Annotated in this window: 13 protein-coding genes; 8 read left to right on the top strand and 5 right to left on the bottom strand. The window is 71.0% G+C overall.

What is annotated here, in order from left to right; genetic code table 11:
- Nucleotides 1–794 precede the first annotated feature (794 nt).
- A complete protein-coding gene (locus ACLQ3B_RS33565) occupies nt 795–1178 on the bottom strand; it encodes a WhiB family transcriptional regulator (RefSeq protein ID WP_124822179.1) in 384 nt (127 codons plus the stop codon).
- A 253-nt stretch (nt 1179–1431) separates the two neighbouring features.
- Between ACLQ3B_RS33565 and ACLQ3B_RS33560 the strand changes: the two genes are divergently transcribed.
- A complete protein-coding gene (locus ACLQ3B_RS33560; RefSeq protein WP_425784681.1) occupies nt 1432–2247 on the top strand; it encodes a response regulator transcription factor in 816 nt (271 codons plus the stop codon).
- Between the two features lie 291 nt (nt 2248–2538).
- Here ACLQ3B_RS33560 and ACLQ3B_RS33555 read toward each other — a convergent pair whose 3' ends face one another.
- Nucleotides 2539–2958: a DUF5319 domain-containing protein gene (locus tag ACLQ3B_RS33555; protein ID WP_030337860.1), complete on the bottom strand. Its 420-nt coding sequence runs from the start codon at nt 2956–2958 to the stop codon at nt 2539–2541.
- Nucleotides 2959–3144: 186 nt separating this feature from the next.
- On the opposite strand from ACLQ3B_RS33555, the gene guaB reads away from it, so the two are divergent.
- Nucleotides 3145–4707, top strand: coding sequence for an IMP dehydrogenase (guaB, locus tag ACLQ3B_RS33550; protein ID WP_350857927.1), 1563 nt, complete (start codon nt 3145–3147; stop codon nt 4705–4707).
- A gap of 30 nt (nt 4708–4737) precedes the next feature.
- Nucleotides 4738–5856 (top strand): GuaB3 family IMP dehydrogenase-related protein, encoded by a 1119-nt coding sequence (locus tag ACLQ3B_RS33545; protein ID WP_124778268.1) that lies wholly within the window; start codon nt 4738–4740, stop codon nt 5854–5856.
- A 71-nt stretch (nt 5857–5927) separates the two neighbouring features.
- On the opposite strand, the gene ACLQ3B_RS33540 is transcribed toward ACLQ3B_RS33545, so the two are convergent.
- The gene (locus tag ACLQ3B_RS33540) at nt 5928–7043 is read right to left on the bottom strand and encodes a sugar phosphate isomerase/epimerase family protein (RefSeq protein WP_425784680.1); all 1116 of its coding nucleotides are present in this window, start codon (nt 7041–7043) and stop codon (nt 5928–5930) included.
- A gap of 184 nt (nt 7044–7227) precedes the next feature.
- Here ACLQ3B_RS33540 and ACLQ3B_RS33535 point away from each other — a divergent pair, with 184 nt between their 5' ends.
- Nucleotides 7228–8634 (top strand): M1 family metallopeptidase, encoded by a 1407-nt coding sequence (locus tag ACLQ3B_RS33535; RefSeq protein ID WP_425784679.1) that lies wholly within the window; start codon nt 7228–7230, stop codon nt 8632–8634.
- 109 nt (nt 8635–8743) lie between these two features.
- Nucleotides 8744–10201 (top strand): M1 family metallopeptidase, encoded by a 1458-nt coding sequence (locus tag ACLQ3B_RS33530; RefSeq protein ID WP_425784678.1) that lies wholly within the window; start codon nt 8744–8746, stop codon nt 10199–10201.
- A 7-nt stretch (nt 10202–10208) separates the two neighbouring features.
- On the opposite strand, the gene ACLQ3B_RS33525 is transcribed toward ACLQ3B_RS33530, so the two are convergent.
- Nucleotides 10209–11327: an LCP family protein gene (locus ACLQ3B_RS33525; RefSeq protein WP_425784677.1), complete on the bottom strand. Its 1119-nt coding sequence runs from the start codon at nt 11325–11327 to the stop codon at nt 10209–10211.
- Nucleotides 11328–11472: 145 nt separating this feature from the next.
- Here ACLQ3B_RS33525 and ACLQ3B_RS33520 point away from each other — a divergent pair, with 145 nt between their 5' ends.
- Both ACLQ3B_RS33520 and guaA read left to right on the top strand, forming a co-directional pair.
- Entirely contained in the window at nt 11473–13170 is a 1698-nt protein-coding gene (locus ACLQ3B_RS33520; protein WP_425784676.1) for an FAD-dependent oxidoreductase, read from the top strand.
- A 142-nt stretch (nt 13171–13312) separates the two neighbouring features.
- On the top strand, nt 13313–14869 hold the full coding sequence (guaA, locus tag ACLQ3B_RS33515; RefSeq protein WP_425784675.1) for a glutamine-hydrolyzing GMP synthase: 1557 nt from the start codon (nt 13313–13315) through the stop codon (nt 14867–14869).
- 7 nt (nt 14870–14876) lie between these two features.
- Here guaA and ACLQ3B_RS33510 read toward each other — a convergent pair whose 3' ends face one another.
- The gene (locus tag ACLQ3B_RS33510; protein WP_425784674.1) at nt 14877–15245 is read right to left on the bottom strand and encodes a PspC domain-containing protein; all 369 of its coding nucleotides are present in this window, start codon (nt 15243–15245) and stop codon (nt 14877–14879) included.
- A gap of 143 nt (nt 15246–15388) precedes the next feature.
- On the opposite strand from ACLQ3B_RS33510, the gene ACLQ3B_RS33505 reads away from it, so the two are divergent.
- The gene (locus ACLQ3B_RS33505) at nt 15389–16339 is read left to right on the top strand and encodes an NUDIX hydrolase (protein ID WP_425784673.1); all 951 of its coding nucleotides are present in this window, start codon (nt 15389–15391) and stop codon (nt 16337–16339) included.
- The last annotated feature ends 282 nt before the right edge of the window (nt 16340–16621 follow it).

Below are 16621 nucleotides of genomic sequence, written 5' to 3'. Positions count from 1 at the left end.
AGAACACCCAACCACCAAGGGGGGCGGCGGTGGGGTGTGAGCACCTCGTCCGGCGCTGCAACAAACAAAGGGGAAAAGTCTTTGGGGGGTGACGCCTACGGTGACTCGGCGTCTGCCGGCGGCCTACGGGCGGGGGCTCGTGGCGCCGGGTCCAGGTGTAACGACCGGGGGCCGGGGGTCATTCCCGGGCTGGCCCACCTGGCTGGCACCCGCATCACGGTGGTGCCTGCGGTCGTTCGTGGGGACTGCAACGACCGGCCCGAGGCTGGCATTCCAACCTGCGCATCCCGCACCGGGCGGGTCGGGCTGGCGGCTCGTGGTGCTGTCATCGTCAGGGTATGTAACGACCCCGACCCGGCCATGATTCCGGCCCACGGGTGCGACCGGTCACCGGCCAAAGACCCCATGCCGCGCAAAGCCTAAGCCCTGCATCAAGCCCGACCACGGCAGACCGGACAAACCACCCAGAGTGTTGTCTCCGCTTGCCCCTTAGGCCATGCGATCGGCCTTGATCCACTCGACTTCATTGAAATCGGGGTGTCCGGATGGGCGGGATGCCCCGACTTCAAGGAACTCGTGTTGATCAAGGCCGTGTCGGCGCCGAGCCGTGCGGAAGTCCTCGGCGGCGCCGAGCCGCGCGGAAGCCCTCGCGGCGCCGAGCCGTGTGGAAGCCCTCGCGGCGCCGAGCCGTGCGGAAGCCTTGGCGGCGCGAGCCGTGCGGAAGCCGCGAACCGCGCGAAACCGCGCCTCCCGGGTCGGGGGCGCGGTTTCGCGGATGTCGGGGGACTGTTGGGTCAGGCGACGTTGCGTTGGGCCGGGACTGTCGACTTGTGCGGGCGGCCCAGGCGGGCCTCCAGCCGTGCGACGTCGACCCGGGCGTGGCGGCGGTCTGCCAGGTCCTCCCAGCCGACGGCGAGCAGTCGCAGGCGCTCGGACTCGCTGAAACCGCCCCACACGCCGTACGGCTCGCGTACCGACAGCGCGTGCGCGGCGCACTCGGCGCGAACCGGGCAGGTGCGGCAGACCGCCTTGGCGGCGGACTCGCGACGCAGCCGGGAGGAACCACGCTCACCGTCGGGGTGGAAGAACTGGGCGCTGTCGCGCCCTCGGCAGGCACCGAGTCGCTGCCAGTCCCAGAGGTCGACGATGGGTCCGGGCAGTCTACGTACGTTCGACATCAGCACCCCTCCTCCCGCGCGGCTCCGCGAGAATCCTTATGGCCGGCATCCGGGCGGCGGGCCGCGCAGGCGCACCGTTCCCGGCCTGGACCTCCCGGTACCCGGGCTGTCGTCAACTCACACGTGTGTGATCGAAAACGTCCGGGAAATTGCGGCTTTTGCCCCATCTGTCGGAAAAGTTCGAAGGATTGCCGGGAACCCCCTCCCCAGCCGACCGCGTCATGGTCTGCTCGTTGGCGGAGAGGAGACCACAGTGCGTACCGTTCTTGTGTGCGTTCGGACACCACTCGCGGCCCAGCACCTTACTTCTGCTGCCGCGCGACTGGGGTTGTCCGCGATCGTTCGTACCGCCGTCTCTGATCCCGAGGTGATGCTGCGGCTGGCCGAGCGACCGCCCGACGTGGTCCTGGCCGACACGGCCCTCACCCGGCCGGACAGCGCCGGCTTCGTCCGCCGGGTGTTGGCGCGCGCGCCGCAGGCGGCGGTGCTGCTGCTCGGCACCGAGGAGTCCGAGGCCGCGGCGGCCACCATCAGCGCCGGCGCCCGGGGGCTGATCCAGAATGTCGACCATGACCTGACCAGCGCGGTGGCGAAGGCTCTGCTGCTGCTCACCGCGCCTGGCCGAGCCTCCCGGCAGCGGATCACCGATCCGGCCCGCGACGCTGCGGCGGTGGGTGGTTCCGGTCGGTCCGGGCCGTCGCCGCGTGGCTCCGGTGAGCCGGGCTGGGCGGCCACGGCCGCCGACGGGCCGGCCGGTGTGGCGTCGGTGCCGGTGCAGCGGGGTGACGACGAGGCGGAGGCGGGGACCGGCGAGCCGGCGGCGCAGACCGACCCGGGCCGTCCCGCCCCGAACGCCCGACCCAGTCGGGCGTCGATCGGCCTCACCGAGCGTGAGCTTCAGGTGCTGCTCGGCATGGCCGAGGGCAAGAGCAACGCGGAGATCGGCCGGGAGCTGTTCGTCTCGGAGGACACCGTCAAGACCCACGCCCGCCGGTTGTTCCGCAAGCTTGGCGCCCGGGACCGGGCGCACGCGGTGGCGGCGGGGTTCCGCGCCGGCCTGGTCGCCTGACGGACGCGCCGCGCGGCAGCGGACGACGCCGCGCGGCAGCGGACGACGCCGCGCGGCAGCGGACGACGCCGTCCGCGGCCGCAAGGCGCCCCATGCAGCAGCCCAGGCACGTCGTGCAACAGCGCGCCACGCCGTGCCGCACCCCAGGTAAACGGTGCAGCAGCCTGGGTACGCGGTGCGGCAGCCTGGGTACGCCGCGCAACAGCCTGGGTACGCCGCGCAACAGCCTGGGTACGCCGCGCAACAGCCCGGGTACGCCGCGCAACAGCCCGGGTACGCCGGGCGGCGGCGTCACTTCGTGGCGGTCGGGGCGCCCGGCTCGTCTTCGGTGCCCTCGGACAGGGTGTCGTGCACCCCGTCGGCGTACCCCCGGGCGTAGTCCCAGGTCACGTAGTGGTCCGGGTCGGGGTCGTACGCGGGCTCGTGCACCCGGGGTCGACCGGAGTTGAGCAGGTGGCGCAGGTTGCCGCGGAGCAGGTCCCAGTCGAAGTAGTGCGGCTCGCGGCAGTCCTCGCATTCGATCACCAACCCGCGGACCCCGATCGGGGCCAGCAGAGCCTGGTAGATCTCCAGGTCGGCGAGGTCTTCCAGCACATCCTGCCGTTCGACGTCGGTCAGCGGATCCGGCGTCGCGTCATCGCCCGGGTCATCCAGACCCGCGGTCGGATCCGCCGGGTCGCCATTGAACGGGTCGATGGGCTCGTCGTGCACCCCCTCACCGTAGACCCAACGCGGTGGGAACGTCCGCCCCCCGGCCTCGGCGCCGGCCCGGCCCGCCACGGACGGGTCGCCCTGCTCACTGGGTACGATGAGTCGACGTGCCGGCACCGTGGCGTGCTCCGGTGCCCGCTCGCGCCACCTCGCTGAAGCCCATTCGAGCAGCTCAGGGGAGCAATCGTGGAAAATTCGCCCAGCACCGATCTTCCGGCCGGCGTCGAGCACGCCGATCTGGGCGGCCACCTGCCCGAGCTGCCGGCCGGCTCTGCCCGGGTGGTTCCGCTCGGCCTCACCTTTGACGACGTGCTGCTTCAGCCGGGCGAGTCGGACGTGGTGCCCAGCCGGGTCAATACCCGGACGAAGCTCACCCGCAACATCGAGTTGTCCATTCCGCTGCTGTCCAGCGCGATGGACACGGTGACCGAGGCCCGGATGGCGATCGCCATGGCCCGCCAGGGCGGCATCGGCGTGTTGCACCGCAACCTCTCCCTGGAGGACCAGGCGCTCCAGGTCGACCTGGTCAAGCGTTCCGAGTCCGGCATGATCACCAACCCGGTGACCGCCAGCCCGGACGACACGCTGCGTGAGGTCGACGAGCTGTGCGGGCGTTACCGGATCTCCGGTGTTCCGGTGGTGGACGGCGACGGCCAGTTGGTCGGCATCGTCACCAACCGGGACATGCGTTTCGTCTCCGAGCCGAACACTCCGGTCCGCGAGATCATGACCCACACCCCGCTGGTCACCGCCCGGGTCGGGGTGAGCAAGGACGACGCTCTGGCGCTGCTGCGTCAGCACAAGGTCGAGAAGCTGCCGATCGTCGACGACTCGGGCCGGCTGCGTGGCCTGATCACGGTCAAGGACTTCACCAAGAGCGAGCAGTACCCGGACGCCAGCAAGGACGACGCCGGCCGCCTGCGGGTCGCCGCCGCCATCGGTGTGGGTGAGGACGCCTACAAGCGGGCCCGTGCCCTGGTCGACGCGGGCGTCGATGTGCTGATCGTGGACACCGCGCACGGTCACCAGCGGGCCGTGCTGGACATGGTCCGCCGGCTCAAGGCCGACGTGGCGGTCGACGTCATGGGCGGCAACGTGGCCACGTACGCCGGCGCGAAGGCGCTTGTCGACGCCGGCGCCGACGGCGTCAAGGTGGGCGTGGGTCCGGGTGCGATCTGCACCACCCGGATCGTCGCCGGGGTCGGCGTGCCGCAGGTTACCGCGATCATGGAGGCGGCTCGGGCCGCTCGCCCGGCGGGCGTGCCGGTGATCGGCGACGGCGGCATCCAATACTCGGGTGACATCGCCAAGGCCCTGGTGGCCGGCGCCGACACGGTGATGCTCGGCAGCCTGCTGGCCGGCTGCGAGGAGAGCCCCGGCGAGCTGATCTTCGTCAACGGCAAGCAGTTCAAGACGTACCGCGGGATGGGGTCGCTCGGCGCGATGCAGTCCCGGGGGCAGGCCAAGTCGTACAGCAAGGACCGTTACTTCCAGCAGGACGTGCTCAGCGACGACAAGCTGGTCCCCGAGGGCGTGGAGGGCCAGGTGCCCTACCGGGGGCCGCTCTCCCGGGTGGCCCACCAGCTGGTCGGCGGTCTGCGACTGGCCATGGGGTACGCCGGTGCGGAGAACATCCCCGATCTGCACCGCCGGGGCCAGCTCATCCGGATCACCGCGGCCGGCCTGAAGGAGAGCCACCCGCACGACATCCAGATGACCGTCGAGGCGCCCAACTACCACACCCGCTGACCCATCACCCCCAACCACCTGGAGTCCCCCATGCGTGACGTGGTCGAGATCGGGCTGGGCAAGACCGCGCAGCGCGGCTACCACCTGGACGACATCGCCATCGTGCCGAGCCGCCGCACCCGGGACGTCGACGACGTCTCGACGTCCTGGCAGCTCGACGCGTACCCGTTCGGCATTCCGTGCGTCGGTCACCCCTCCGACGCCACCATGAGCCCGTCCTCGGCGGTGCGTCTCGGTCAGCTCGGCGGCCTCGGCGTGCTCAACGTCGAGGGGCTCTGGACCCGCTACGAGAACCCGACGAAGGTGCTGGACGAGCTGGCCGGCCTCGACGAGGAGGCCCGCGCCACCAAGCGGCTCCAGGAGGTGTACGCCGAGCCGATCCGCCCGGACCTGATCGCGGAGCGGGTCCGCGAGCTGCGCGCCGGTGGCGGCACGGTGGCGGTGCGGGTCTCCCCGCAGCACACCCTGGCGCTGGCGCCGGTGATCCTGGACGCCGGGGTGGACATCCTGGTGATCCAGGGCACCATCGTCTCGGCCGAGCACGTGTCGACCACCGACGAGCCGCTGAACCTCAAGGAGTTCATCGCCGACCTCGACCTGCCGGTGATCGTGGGTGGCTGCACGGACTACAAGACGGCGCTGCACCTGATGCGTACCGGCGCGGCCGGTGTGATCGTGGGCATCGGTGGCGACGAGTGGTCGACCACCGAGTCGGTGCTGGGCATCCGGGTGCCGATGGCCACCGCGATCGCCGACGCCGCGGCGGCCCGCCGTGACTACCTGGACGAGACCGGCGGCCGGTACGTGCACCTGATCGCCGACGGTGACATCCAGACCTCGGGCGACATCGCCAAGGCGCTCGGTTGCGGCGCGGACGCGGTGATGCTCGGTGAGCCGCTGTCGCTCTGCGACGAGGCCCCCGCCGGTGGTGCCTGGTGGCACTCGGCGGCGAGTCACCCGTCGCTGCCGCGGGGCGCCTTCGAGGTTTCCGGTGAGCCGCTCGGGTCGATGGAGCAGTTGCTCTTCGGGCCGGCGGACGAGGCCGACGGTCAGCTCAACCTGTTCGGTGGGCTGCGTCGGGCGATGGCCAAGTGCGGTTACCGTGACCTGAAGGAGTTCCAGAAGGTCGGTCTGGTCCTCGACCGCTGACCGATCCGTCAGACGCCGGAAGGCCGGCCCCGCAGCAGGCGGGGCCGGCCTTCGTCGCGTTCAGCCGGGTGTCACTTCTCCACGTAGATGGTCAGGTCGGACATGTTCTGGTAGCTGTTCGCCGCGAAGTCGAGCGACTGGCCCTTGTTGTCCGTGCCGCCGGGGGCGGTGTCCATCTCCCAGTTGGCGTGGTGGAAGTTCCGTTCGCCGATGGTCTGGAAGAACTGCTGGAAGTTGAGGTCGCCGTCGCCCAGCGGGGTCATCTGGTACCCGTTGGGGACGCTGGTGTCCCGGTCGCCGTCCTTGGCGTGGAAGAGCGGGAACCGGGTGGTCCGGTCGGCCACGGTGAGGATCGGGTCGAACAGGTCGGTCACCTCCTGCCCGGCCGGGTTGACGTACTTCTGGTGCTTGAAGCGGGCCACGTAGGCCCAGTAGATGTCCAGTTCGAAGAAGACGTACCGCGGGTCGGTGATCTCGAAGAAGTACTCCAGTCGGCGGATGCCGGAGGACCGGGTCTGCCGGCCCTGCGCGTCGCGCGGGCCCCGGTCGATCAGGAAGCTGTACGCGGCGTCGTGGTTGTGCGTGTAGAGCCGCATGCCCCGGGCCTTGGCCTGCCGGCCCAGCTCGTTCCAGATGTCGGCGGCGGCGTCCCACTCGGCCTTGTACGCGCTGCTGGTCGGGTCGCTGCCGGTGCCGATGTTCTTCATGCCGAGTTCTTCGGCGATGTCCAGTTGTTGCTGGAAGGTGGCCGGCTGGATCGTGGCGTGAGTGCCGTTGGCCACCAGGCCGTTGTCGTCGAGGATCTTGCGGATCTCGGCGGGGGTGATCTGTCGGCCCAGGATCTCGGTGCTCTGGGTGTAGCCGGCGAACTCGATCTCCTTGTAGCCGATCTCGGCGAGCCGGGCGAGGACGCGCTCGAAGCCGTACGGCACACCGCTGTCGTCAGGCGCGGCGGTGATCCGGTCGCGGACGCTGTAGAGGATGATGCCGCGGTTTCTGGCCGGGATCAGCGGCTCGACCCGCAGTTTGCTCGCGTTGCCGGGGTTGGCGAGCGCGGGGGTGCCGGTGGCGAGGACGGGTAGGCCGGCCGCGCCGATCGCGGCGGCGGCCCCGGCGGACGCGGCGAGCAGGGATCTGCGGCTGAGCCGGCCGGTGGGTGTGGCGTCGGGTGCGGTGTGGTCTGGCATGGTTCCACCTTTCGCGACGGTGGTCGGAGACAGACACTAACGTCGGTCAAAGTCGAAAGAAAGGTCCGATCGACGGCAGCTTTTGTTCGATTCAACGAAAGTCACTGATGATCGTCGATACCGGCCGCGCGGCCGTCGATGCTGACTACGCTCGTCCTGAACGAACGCCGCAGGAGGGGTGGCCATGGTCCGGACCGGACGGAGAATGCGCGTCGCCGCCGTGCTTACCTGCGTGATCGGGCTGATCGCCACCGGTTGTACGGGCGACGACCGCGACGGCTTTCGGCCCGGTGCCGCCGACGCCGGCGACCCGTACGTGCCGGGGCACGGCAACGGCGGTTACGACGTCGCGCACTACGGCCTCGACGTCCGCTACGACCCGTCGACGGACCGGCTGACCGGTCGAGCCGTCATCACGGCCACCGCCACCCAGGACCTGTCCCGGTTCAATCTGGACCTTTCCGGCCTGCAGGTCAGCGCTGTCACAGTGGGCGACGCGGCGGCCGACAACCGGCGCGACGACGGCGAGTTGGTGGTGACGCCACGCGACGGGCTGCCGCGCGGTCGCCAGTTCACAGTGACTGTCGACTACGCGGGCGTGCCCGCAGCCGTCGACGACGGAACGTTGGGCAGCGGCGGTTTCCTGCACACCGCCGACGGCGCGGTGGCGCTGGGCCAACCCGACTCCGCCGCCACCTGGTTCCCGGTCAACGACCACCCGTCGGACAAGGCCACCTACGACCTGTCGGCGACCGTCCCGGACGGCCTGGCCGCGCTGAGCAACGGCGTACCCGGGCCGAAGAGCAGCGCCGACGGCTGGACCACCTGGCGCTGGTCGGAGCGCGCCCCGATGGCCAGCTACCTGAGTACGCTCGTGATCGGCGACTACCGGGTGGTGACCGGCACGCACGCCGGCCGGCCGATGGTCACGGCGGTGGCCGCGAGCCTGCCGGCGACCGGCGGCGCGGCCACCTCGCTGGCCCGCACCGGCGCGATCGTCGACTTCCTGGCCAGCCGATTCGGCCCGTACCCGTTCGACTCGTATGGGGGGATCGCGATCGCCGACGACCGGATCGGGTACGCGCTGGAGACCCAGTCCCGGCCGGTCTACGGGCCTGGCTTCTTCGCCGACGGCCGGCCGAACCCGAGCGTCGTCGCACACGAGCTGGCGCACCAGTGGTTCGGCGACAGTGTGTCGTTGACCAGGTGGGGCGACATCTGGCTCAACGAGGGCTTCGCCAGCTACGCCGAGTGGCTGTGGGAGGAGCACGACGGCGGCCGGACCGCCCAGCGCAACTTCGAGATCCAGTACGCGGCGACCGACTGGGCGCAGCCGTCGGTCGAGCCGGGCCGGGAGCAGATGTTCGGCACGGCCGTCTACAAGCGTGGGGCGCTCGCCGTGCACGCGTTGCGCCGGACCGTCGGTGACGACCTCTTCTTCCGCATCCTGCGCTCCTGGACCACCGAGCGGGCGGGGGGCAACGCGACCACCACGGACCTCGTCGCGCTGGCCGAGCGGGTCGCGCAGCGGCAACTGCGTCCGCTCTTCGACGCCTGGCTGGTGGGTGGATCGGCCCCCACACTGCCGTGACCCGGCCCGCCGTCCGGTCGATATGCTGCGCGCCTGCGAACGGCGGGTAGGCGTCCGTTCGCGCGGGACGGCGGAGGCCGTGACCGGCCACCGGCGGAAAGGGCGTGGGATGCGGGGGACGCGGCACAGACTGCGGATGGGTGCCGGCCTGCTGGTGACCGGTGCGCTCGCACTGTCCGGATGCGACTCGACGGGCCCGGAGACGGCGCTGCCACCGAGCGCGTCCCCCACGCCGTCGCGGACGTTCAGCGCGGGCGCCGACGGGGTCGGCGACGCCTATTTCCCGACCTATGGCAACGGCGGCTACGACGTCGCGCGGTACACGGTGAAGGTGCGCTACGACCCGGCCAAGGACCAGCTCACGGGTACGACCACCGTGCGGGCCACCGCGACGGCCGACCTGTCGACGTTCAACCTCGACCTGGCCGGTCTGACCGTCAGCGCGGTCACCGTGGACGGCGCGCCGGCGACGCACAGCCGCAAGCGGAACGAGCTGGTGATCAAGCCGACCTCAGGCCTGATCAACGGCAACGGGTTCGTCGCCGAGATCACCTATGCCGGTAAGCCGAAGCCGCTGAAGAACGAGACGCTCGGCGACGGCGGTTTCCTGCACACCGCCGACGGTGCCATCGCGCTGGGTCAGCCCGAGTCGGCCAGCACCTGGTTCCCGGTCAACGACCACCCGTCGGACAAGGCGGCGTACGACGTCGAGGTCACCGTTCCGGACGGTCTGACCGCGATCAGCAACGGCGTTCCCGGCGGCAAGACCAGCTCGGGTGGTTGGACCACCTGGAAGTGGTCGGAGAAGTCGCCGATGGCCAGTTATCTGAGCACGCTGGTGATCGGCAAGTTCCGGATCACCACCGGCGAGCACAAGGGCCGCCCGGTCTACAACGCGGTCACCACCACCGAGGCCAAGGGCAGCGCGGACGCGTCCATCGCGCAGACCGTCGCGGTCGCCGACTACCTGGAGAGTGTGTTCGGGCCGTACCCCTTTGACGCGTACGGCGGGGTGGTGATCTCCGACAGCCGGATCTCCTACGCCCTGGAGACGCAGAGCCGGCCGGTCTACGCGGCGAGCTTCTTCCGGCAGGGCGAGAACACCGAGGTCGTCGCCCACGAGTTGGCCCACCAGTGGTTCGGCGACAGCGTCGCGTTGGCCAAGTGGGAGGACATCTGGCTCAACGAGGGCTTCGCGACGTACGCGGAGTGGCTCTGGGCCGAGCACACCAGGGCGTACACCGCCAAGGAGGCGTTCGACAGACGGTATGCGGAGATGTCCGCGCAGGTGTGGAGGACGCCGCCGGGCAAGCCGGGGGTGGAGAATCTGTTCAGCGAGTCGGTCTACCAGCGCGGCGGCATGACTTTGCACGCCCTGCGGGTGGCTGTCGGCGACAAGGCGTTCTTCGAGATCGTCAAGACCTGGGCGGCGGAGAAGCGCGACGGCACGGCCACCACTGCCGAGTTCGTGGCCCTGGCCGAGCGGATCTCCGGCAAGCAGCTCGACGCGCTCTTCGACGCCTGGCTCTACGACACCAAGAAGCCCGCCCTGCCCAAGCGGCTCTGAGTGGCTGTCAGTTCTTGACGACCAGGGCGGGGTGGGCGGCCAGGTACGCGTCGGCGCGGCCGGCGCGGAGCTCGGTGAGAAACTTCCGGCCCTCGGCGGTCAGCTGTTCACCCCGGTAGGCGCTGCCCTTGCCGACACCGGAACCGGGTAGCCCGACAAGTGTGAAACGGTTCTCCGGCAGTCCACTCAGGGCGTACGCGATGTCGACGATCTTCCGCCCGCCGACGTAGACAAGCGTGTCGCCCAGCGCGGAGACCACCTGGTCGACGCGCTCCGGTTGCCGGGCCAGGCCCTCGTCCAGGATCTTGCGGGTCATCGCCCGGATCAGCTGCTGCTGGTGCCGCTGCCGCGCGTAGTCACCGCCGGTGATGTAGCGCTGCCGCGCGTAGTCCAGCGCCTGCCAGCCGTTGAGGTGCCGCTGGCCCTTCTCGTAGACCTGCTGCGGCCCCTTGTACCCGCCCGGCGCGCTCTCCCGGTACTTGCCGTCCGGTCGGCGGTGCAGCGACTCGACCCGCTGGTCGACGTAGATGTCCACCCCGCCCAGGGTGTCCACCAGCCGGTCGAACCCGTTGAAGGTGAGCACCGCGCCGGCATCGATGCGCAGCCCGGTGTAACCGCTGACCGTGCTGCGCAGCAGCTCGTACCCCTGGGCCGTGCTTGGTTGTTTGGGTTTGCCCGGCACCCGGCTGCCGAAGCTCATCGCGTGCGTGAGTTTGGTCTTGCCGCCCTTGTAGCCGGCCTTCGGGAACGCCGGGATGTCCACCACCAGGTCGCGGGGGAGCGAGAAGAGGTACGCCCGATTCAACCCCTTGGGTACGTGCAGCACCAGCACGGCGTCCGAGTGCGGTTCCCATCCGGGCACGCTGACCCGGGTGTCCACACCGACCAGCAGCAGGTTGAGCGGGCCGGTGATGTCGGCGCCCGGTGGCGGACCGCTCGGGCTCGGGGTCGGCGTGCCGACCGGCGACGGGGTCGGTGCGCCGCCCACCGGAGTGCCGCCCGGCTTGTTGTCGCCGGTCAGGCGGGTGATCACCACCGCGCCGGCCGCGATCAGCGCGACGACGGCGAGCGCCGCCAACCCCAGCAGCAGCCACCGTCGGCGCGGTGCCATCGACCCGAGAACCATCTTGGATTCCTCCCACCCGTCTGGTGAACAACGCTCCGACGGGTCCTCCCGGTTGCGGCCGAGAGGCGCCGGGTCGGTCGGCCGGAGCATGATCGCGCGAAAAGTGCCGCTGGCGCGAGCGCTACTCACGAGTAATGATGCGTTCATGCGGTACGACGTGGTCGTCATCGGGTCCGGCTTCGGCGGCAGCGTGACCGCGCTCCGACTGGCCGAGAAGGGCTACTCGGTCGCGGTGTTGGAAGCCGGCCGCCGCTTCGCCGACGACGAGTTCCCGCAGACGTCCTGGCGGGCCCGCCGGTTCCTCTGGGCGCCGAAGCTGGGCTGCTACGGCATCCAACGGCTCACCCTGCTCCGCCCGGCCGACCGACGGACCGGCGGCGGGGTGTTGGTGCTCTCCGGCGCCGGGGTGGGCGGCGGTTCGCTTGTCTACGCGAACACCCTCTACGAACCGCTGCCGGCCTTCTACAGCGACCCGCAGTGGCGCGACATCACCGACTGGCGCGACGAGTTGGCCGGCCACTACGACCAGGCGAAACGGATGCTCGGCGTCACCACGTACCCGGTGGACACCGGCGCGGACCGGGCCATGCGCGCGGTGGCCGAGCGGATGGGGGTGGGGCACACCTTCCACGCCACCCCGGTGGGTGTGCACATCGGCCGGCCCGGCCAGCGGGTCGCCGACCCGTACTTCGGCGGTGCCGGCCCGGAACGCACCGGCTGCCTGCACTGCGGCTCGTGCATGACCGGCTGCCGGCACGGGGCGAAGAACACGCTTGTCAAGAACTACCTCTGGCTCGCGGAACGGCTCGGAGTCACGGTCCGTCCGGTGACCACGGTGACCGCGGTCCGGCCCGCCGAGGGCGGCGGGTACGAGGTGCACACCGAACGCACAGGCGCCTGGCTGCGCAAGGGTCGGCAGGTCGTCCACGCCGACCAGGTGGTCTTCGCCGCCGGCGCGCTCGGCACCCAGCGGCTGCTGCACGCGATGCGGGCCGACGCGGCGCTACCCGGGCTTTCGCCCCGCCTCGGCGAGCTGACCCGGACCAACTCGGAGGCGATCCTCGGCGCCTCGGTGACACGTCAACGGGCCCGGTCCGAGCGGTTGGACTACACCGAGGGGGTGGCCATCACCAGCTCGTTCCACCCCGACCCGCAGACGCACATCGAGCCGGTCCGCTACGGGCGGGGCTCCAACGCGATGGGGCTGCTCCAGTCGCTGCTTGTCGACGGCGGCCCGCACCGGGTACGCCGCTGGCTGGGCGGCATCGTGCGGCAGCCCGGTCTGGCCGCGCGGATGCTGTCGGTGCGCGGCTGGTCGGAACGGACGGTGATCGCCCTGGTCATGCAGTCCGTGGACAACTCGTTGACCACCCGGTGGCGGCGTGGCCCGCTCGGCAGTGGGTTGGTCACCGGCCCGGGCCACGGCACACCCAGCCCGACCTGGATCCCGGCCGGCAACACCGCCGTCCGACTCCTCGCCGACGAGATCGGCGGCACCCCCGGCGGTTCGCTCACCGAACCCTTCGACATTCCGATGACCGCGCACATCCTGGGCGGGGCGGTCATCGGGGCCACCCCGGCCGACGGGGTGATCGACCCCTGGCACCGGGTGTACGGGCACGCCGGGCTGCACGTGGTCGACGGCGCGGCCGTCACGGCCAACCTGGGCGTGAACCCCTCCCTGACGATCACCGCACAGGCGGAACGAGCGATGTCCTTCTGGCCCAACAAGGGCGAAGAGGATGCCCGCCCGGCGCTCGGGTCCCCGTACCGCCGCCTGCCCGCCGTACCCCCGCAAAACCCGGCGGTCCCGGCAGGCGCCCCCGGCGCGCTGCGACCCTGACCCCCGCGATCTTGCGGTTTCGGTAGTTGTTCTGTGGCTTGTGCGCTTCTTGTCGGGACAGTAAGCGCAAGATCGCGGGGAGAGTGGATTGCCGGCGAGCCGGTGCCGGGAGCGGCCGTGACTGTCGGTAGGCTTCGTGCACATGAGCCTGCCTCGCCCCGTCCTCGTGGTGGATTTCGGAGCCCAGTACGCCCAGCTCATCGCCCGCCGGGTCCGTGAGGCGAAGGTCTACTCCGAGATCGTGCCGCACTCGATGCCGATCGCCGAGATGCTGGCGAAGAACCCCGCCGCGATCATCCTCTCCGGCGGCCCGGCCAGCGTCTACGCCCCGAACGCGCCGCAGATCGACGCGGGTGTGTTCAGCGCCGACGTGCCGGTCTTCGGCATCTGCTACGGCTTCCAGGCGATGGCTCAGGCGCTCGGCGGCACCGTCACGAGGACCGGCAACCGGGAGTACGGCGGCACCCCGCTGCGCCCCCGCCTCCTCGAGCCCGGTGTGCTGCTGCGGGACCTGCCGGCGGACCTACCGGTCTGGATGAGCCACGGCGACTGCGTCACCGAGGCGCCCGAGGGCTTCACCGTCACCGCCGAGTCGGCGGGCGCGCCGGTCGCCGCATTCGAGGACCTGGCCGGTCGCCGCGCCGGCGTGCAGTTCCACCCCGAGGTCGGGCACACCGCGCACGGTCAGGAGATGCTGACCCGCTTCCTCTACGACATCGCCGGCATCGAGCCGACCTGGACGCCCGAGAACATCATCGACGAGCAGGTCGCCCGGATCCGCGCCCAGATCGGCGACAAGGAGGTCATCTGCGGCCTCTCCGGCGGAGTGGACTCGGCGGTCGCCGCGGCGCTCGTGCACAAGGCGGTCGGTGACCAGCTCACCTGCGTCTTCGTCGATCACGGCCTGCTGCGTGCCGGCGAGGCCGAGCAGGTGGAGAAGGACTACGTCGCCGCCACCGGCATCAAACTCAAGGTGGTCGACGCCGCCGACCGGTTCCTCGGCGCGCTCGCCGGGGTGACCGACCCCGAGCAGAAGCGCAAGATCATTGGCCGGGAGTTCATCCGCGTCTTCGAGGCCGCGGCCCGCGAGATCGCCGCACACGCCGACGTCGAGTTCCTCGTCCAGGGCACCCTCTACCCCGACGTGGTGGAGTCCGGCGGCGGCACCGGCACCGCCAACATCAAGAGCCACCACAACGTCGGCGGCCTCCCGGAGGACCTGAAGTTCGCGCTGGTCGAGCCGCTGCGCACCCTGTTCAAGGACGAAGTTCGGACGCTCGGCCTCCAACTGGGCCTGCCCGAGGCGATGGTCTGGCGGCACCCGTTCCCCGGCCCCGGCCTCGCCATCCGGATCATCGGCGCGGTCGACCAGGAACGCCTCGACCTACTCCGCCAGGCCGACCTGATCGCCCGCGAAGAGTTGACCGCCGCCGGCCTCGACCGAGGCGTGTGGCAGTTCCCGGTCGTGCTCCTCGCCGACGTACGCAGCGTCGGTGTGCAGGGAGACGGGCGCAGCTACGGGCACCCCGTGGTGCTGCGCCCGGTCTCCAGCGAGGATGCGATGACCGCCGACTGGTCCCGGCTGCCCTACGACGTGGTGGCCCGGATCTCCACCCGGATCACCAACGAGGTCGCCGAGGTCAACCGGGTGGTCCTGGACGTCACCAGCAAGCCGCCGGGCACCATCGAATGGGAGTGAGTGCCGCTCACGCGACCGGCGGCGGCCCGGACGGGGTCGTCGGCGGGTAGGGCTGCGTCGGGGCGTACCCCTGCGGTGGCCCACCGGGCGCGGGCCCGGCGGTGGGCGGCGGGCCGTTCTGCGGCGCGACGCCCGCGGCGTGCGGCCAGGCCGGCGCGCCGGTCGGCTCCTCCGGCATCAGGAACCACATGATCGGGTACGCGAACAGCGCGAGCCCGCCAGTGAGCAGGCCAGTGACCGCGAAGACCACCCGGACCAGGGTGGGATCGACGGCGAAGTAGCGGCCGATGCCGCTGGCGACCCCGGCGACCATGCGGTCGGTGGTGGGCCGCCGAAGCTGCTTGTACGGGGCGCGGGGAGCGGTGGTCGATGTCATACCCCCACGGTCCGCGCTGGCGCCCGGCCTGCCCTCGGTGACCGCCCGGATCCTTACCCTGACCAATCCCTGACCGGGACAGGATAGTCAGGAATCCGACTCTTTTCCGTCCCGGTAACCCGGCGCGGGGAGAATTTGCTTCCGTGACCACCTTGCTGAAGCCGCTCCGCAAGATCGCGGCATACGCAGTTTGTGCTGATTCAAGCGGCCGAGTCTTGCTGGTCCGCGCATCGGAGCGCTCCGGCACCCCCGGCGCGTGGTCGCTGCCCGGCGGGGCGGTCGACCACGGCGAGGACCCCAACCACACGGTCGTCCGCGAGACCGCCGCCGAAACCGGCCTCTCGGTCGCCGTCTCCGGCCTGGCCGACGTGCTCGCCGACATGCGCGCACTCCCCGACCGCGGCATCACCATCCACACCGACCGGCTGATCTACCGGGTGGCCGTGCGCGGCGGCACCCTCGCCGACCGGGTCGGCGAACGCCCCACCGACCTGGCCCGGTGGTACACCCTCGACGAGGCGCGCGAGCTGCCGCTGCGCTCGTTCACCGCACGCGCCCTCGGGCTGCCCCCCTCCTCCGCCGACGTGGTGCCCGACGAAGCACCCGAATTCCCCTCCTTCTACGCCGTGCCCGGCCCCGACGGGCTACACCGAGCCCAGCGCTTCGCCGCGTACGCGGTGTGCACCGACCCCGCCGGCCGAGTGCTGCTCACCCGCATCTCCGACGGCTACCCCGGCGCCGGCTGCTGGCACCTGCCCGGCGGCGGCACCGACTACGGCGAGCAGCCCGGCGCCGCCCTCATCCGCGAACTGGTCGAGGAGACCGGGCAGGCCGGCCGCCTCGTCGAACTACTCGGAGTCGCCAGCCACCGCGACGCCGCCTCCCTCGGCCCCGAGGGCTACCCGATCGACTGGCACGGCGTACGCGCCTTCTACCGCGTCGTCGTCGACCAGCCCAACCCACTGACCGTGACCGACGTGGGCGGCTCCACCTGCGAGGCCCGCTGGTTCGGTCGCGAGGAGTTGGGCGCCCTCCCCGTCGACCGCCTCACCGAAGTGACCGCCGAAGCAGTCCAAGCAGCCCAACTCACCTGACCCCGACCCAGGTCCGCGAGGAGCCACCGGCCCCCGCGCCGCCGGCCGCCTCGGGTTTCGGGTTTCGGGCCTCGGGCCTCGGGCCTCGGGTTTCGGGCCTCGGGCCTCGGGCCTCGGGTTTCGGGTTTCGGGCCTCGGGCCTCGGGTTTCGGGTTTCGGGTTTCGGGCCTCGGGTTTCGGGTTTCGGGCCTCGCGCCTCGCGCCTCGCGCCAAGATCGTGCTCGAACCAGGATGTCAACGCCGTTGCGTTTAGCGCTGTGAGCGGGAGGCAAGTCCTTTCTC

The organism is Micromonospora sp. DT53 (assembly GCF_049841535.1).
Lineage (GTDB): Bacteria > Actinomycetota > Actinomycetes > Mycobacteriales > Micromonosporaceae > Micromonospora.
This window is presented reverse-complemented; position numbering and strand designations above follow the sequence as displayed.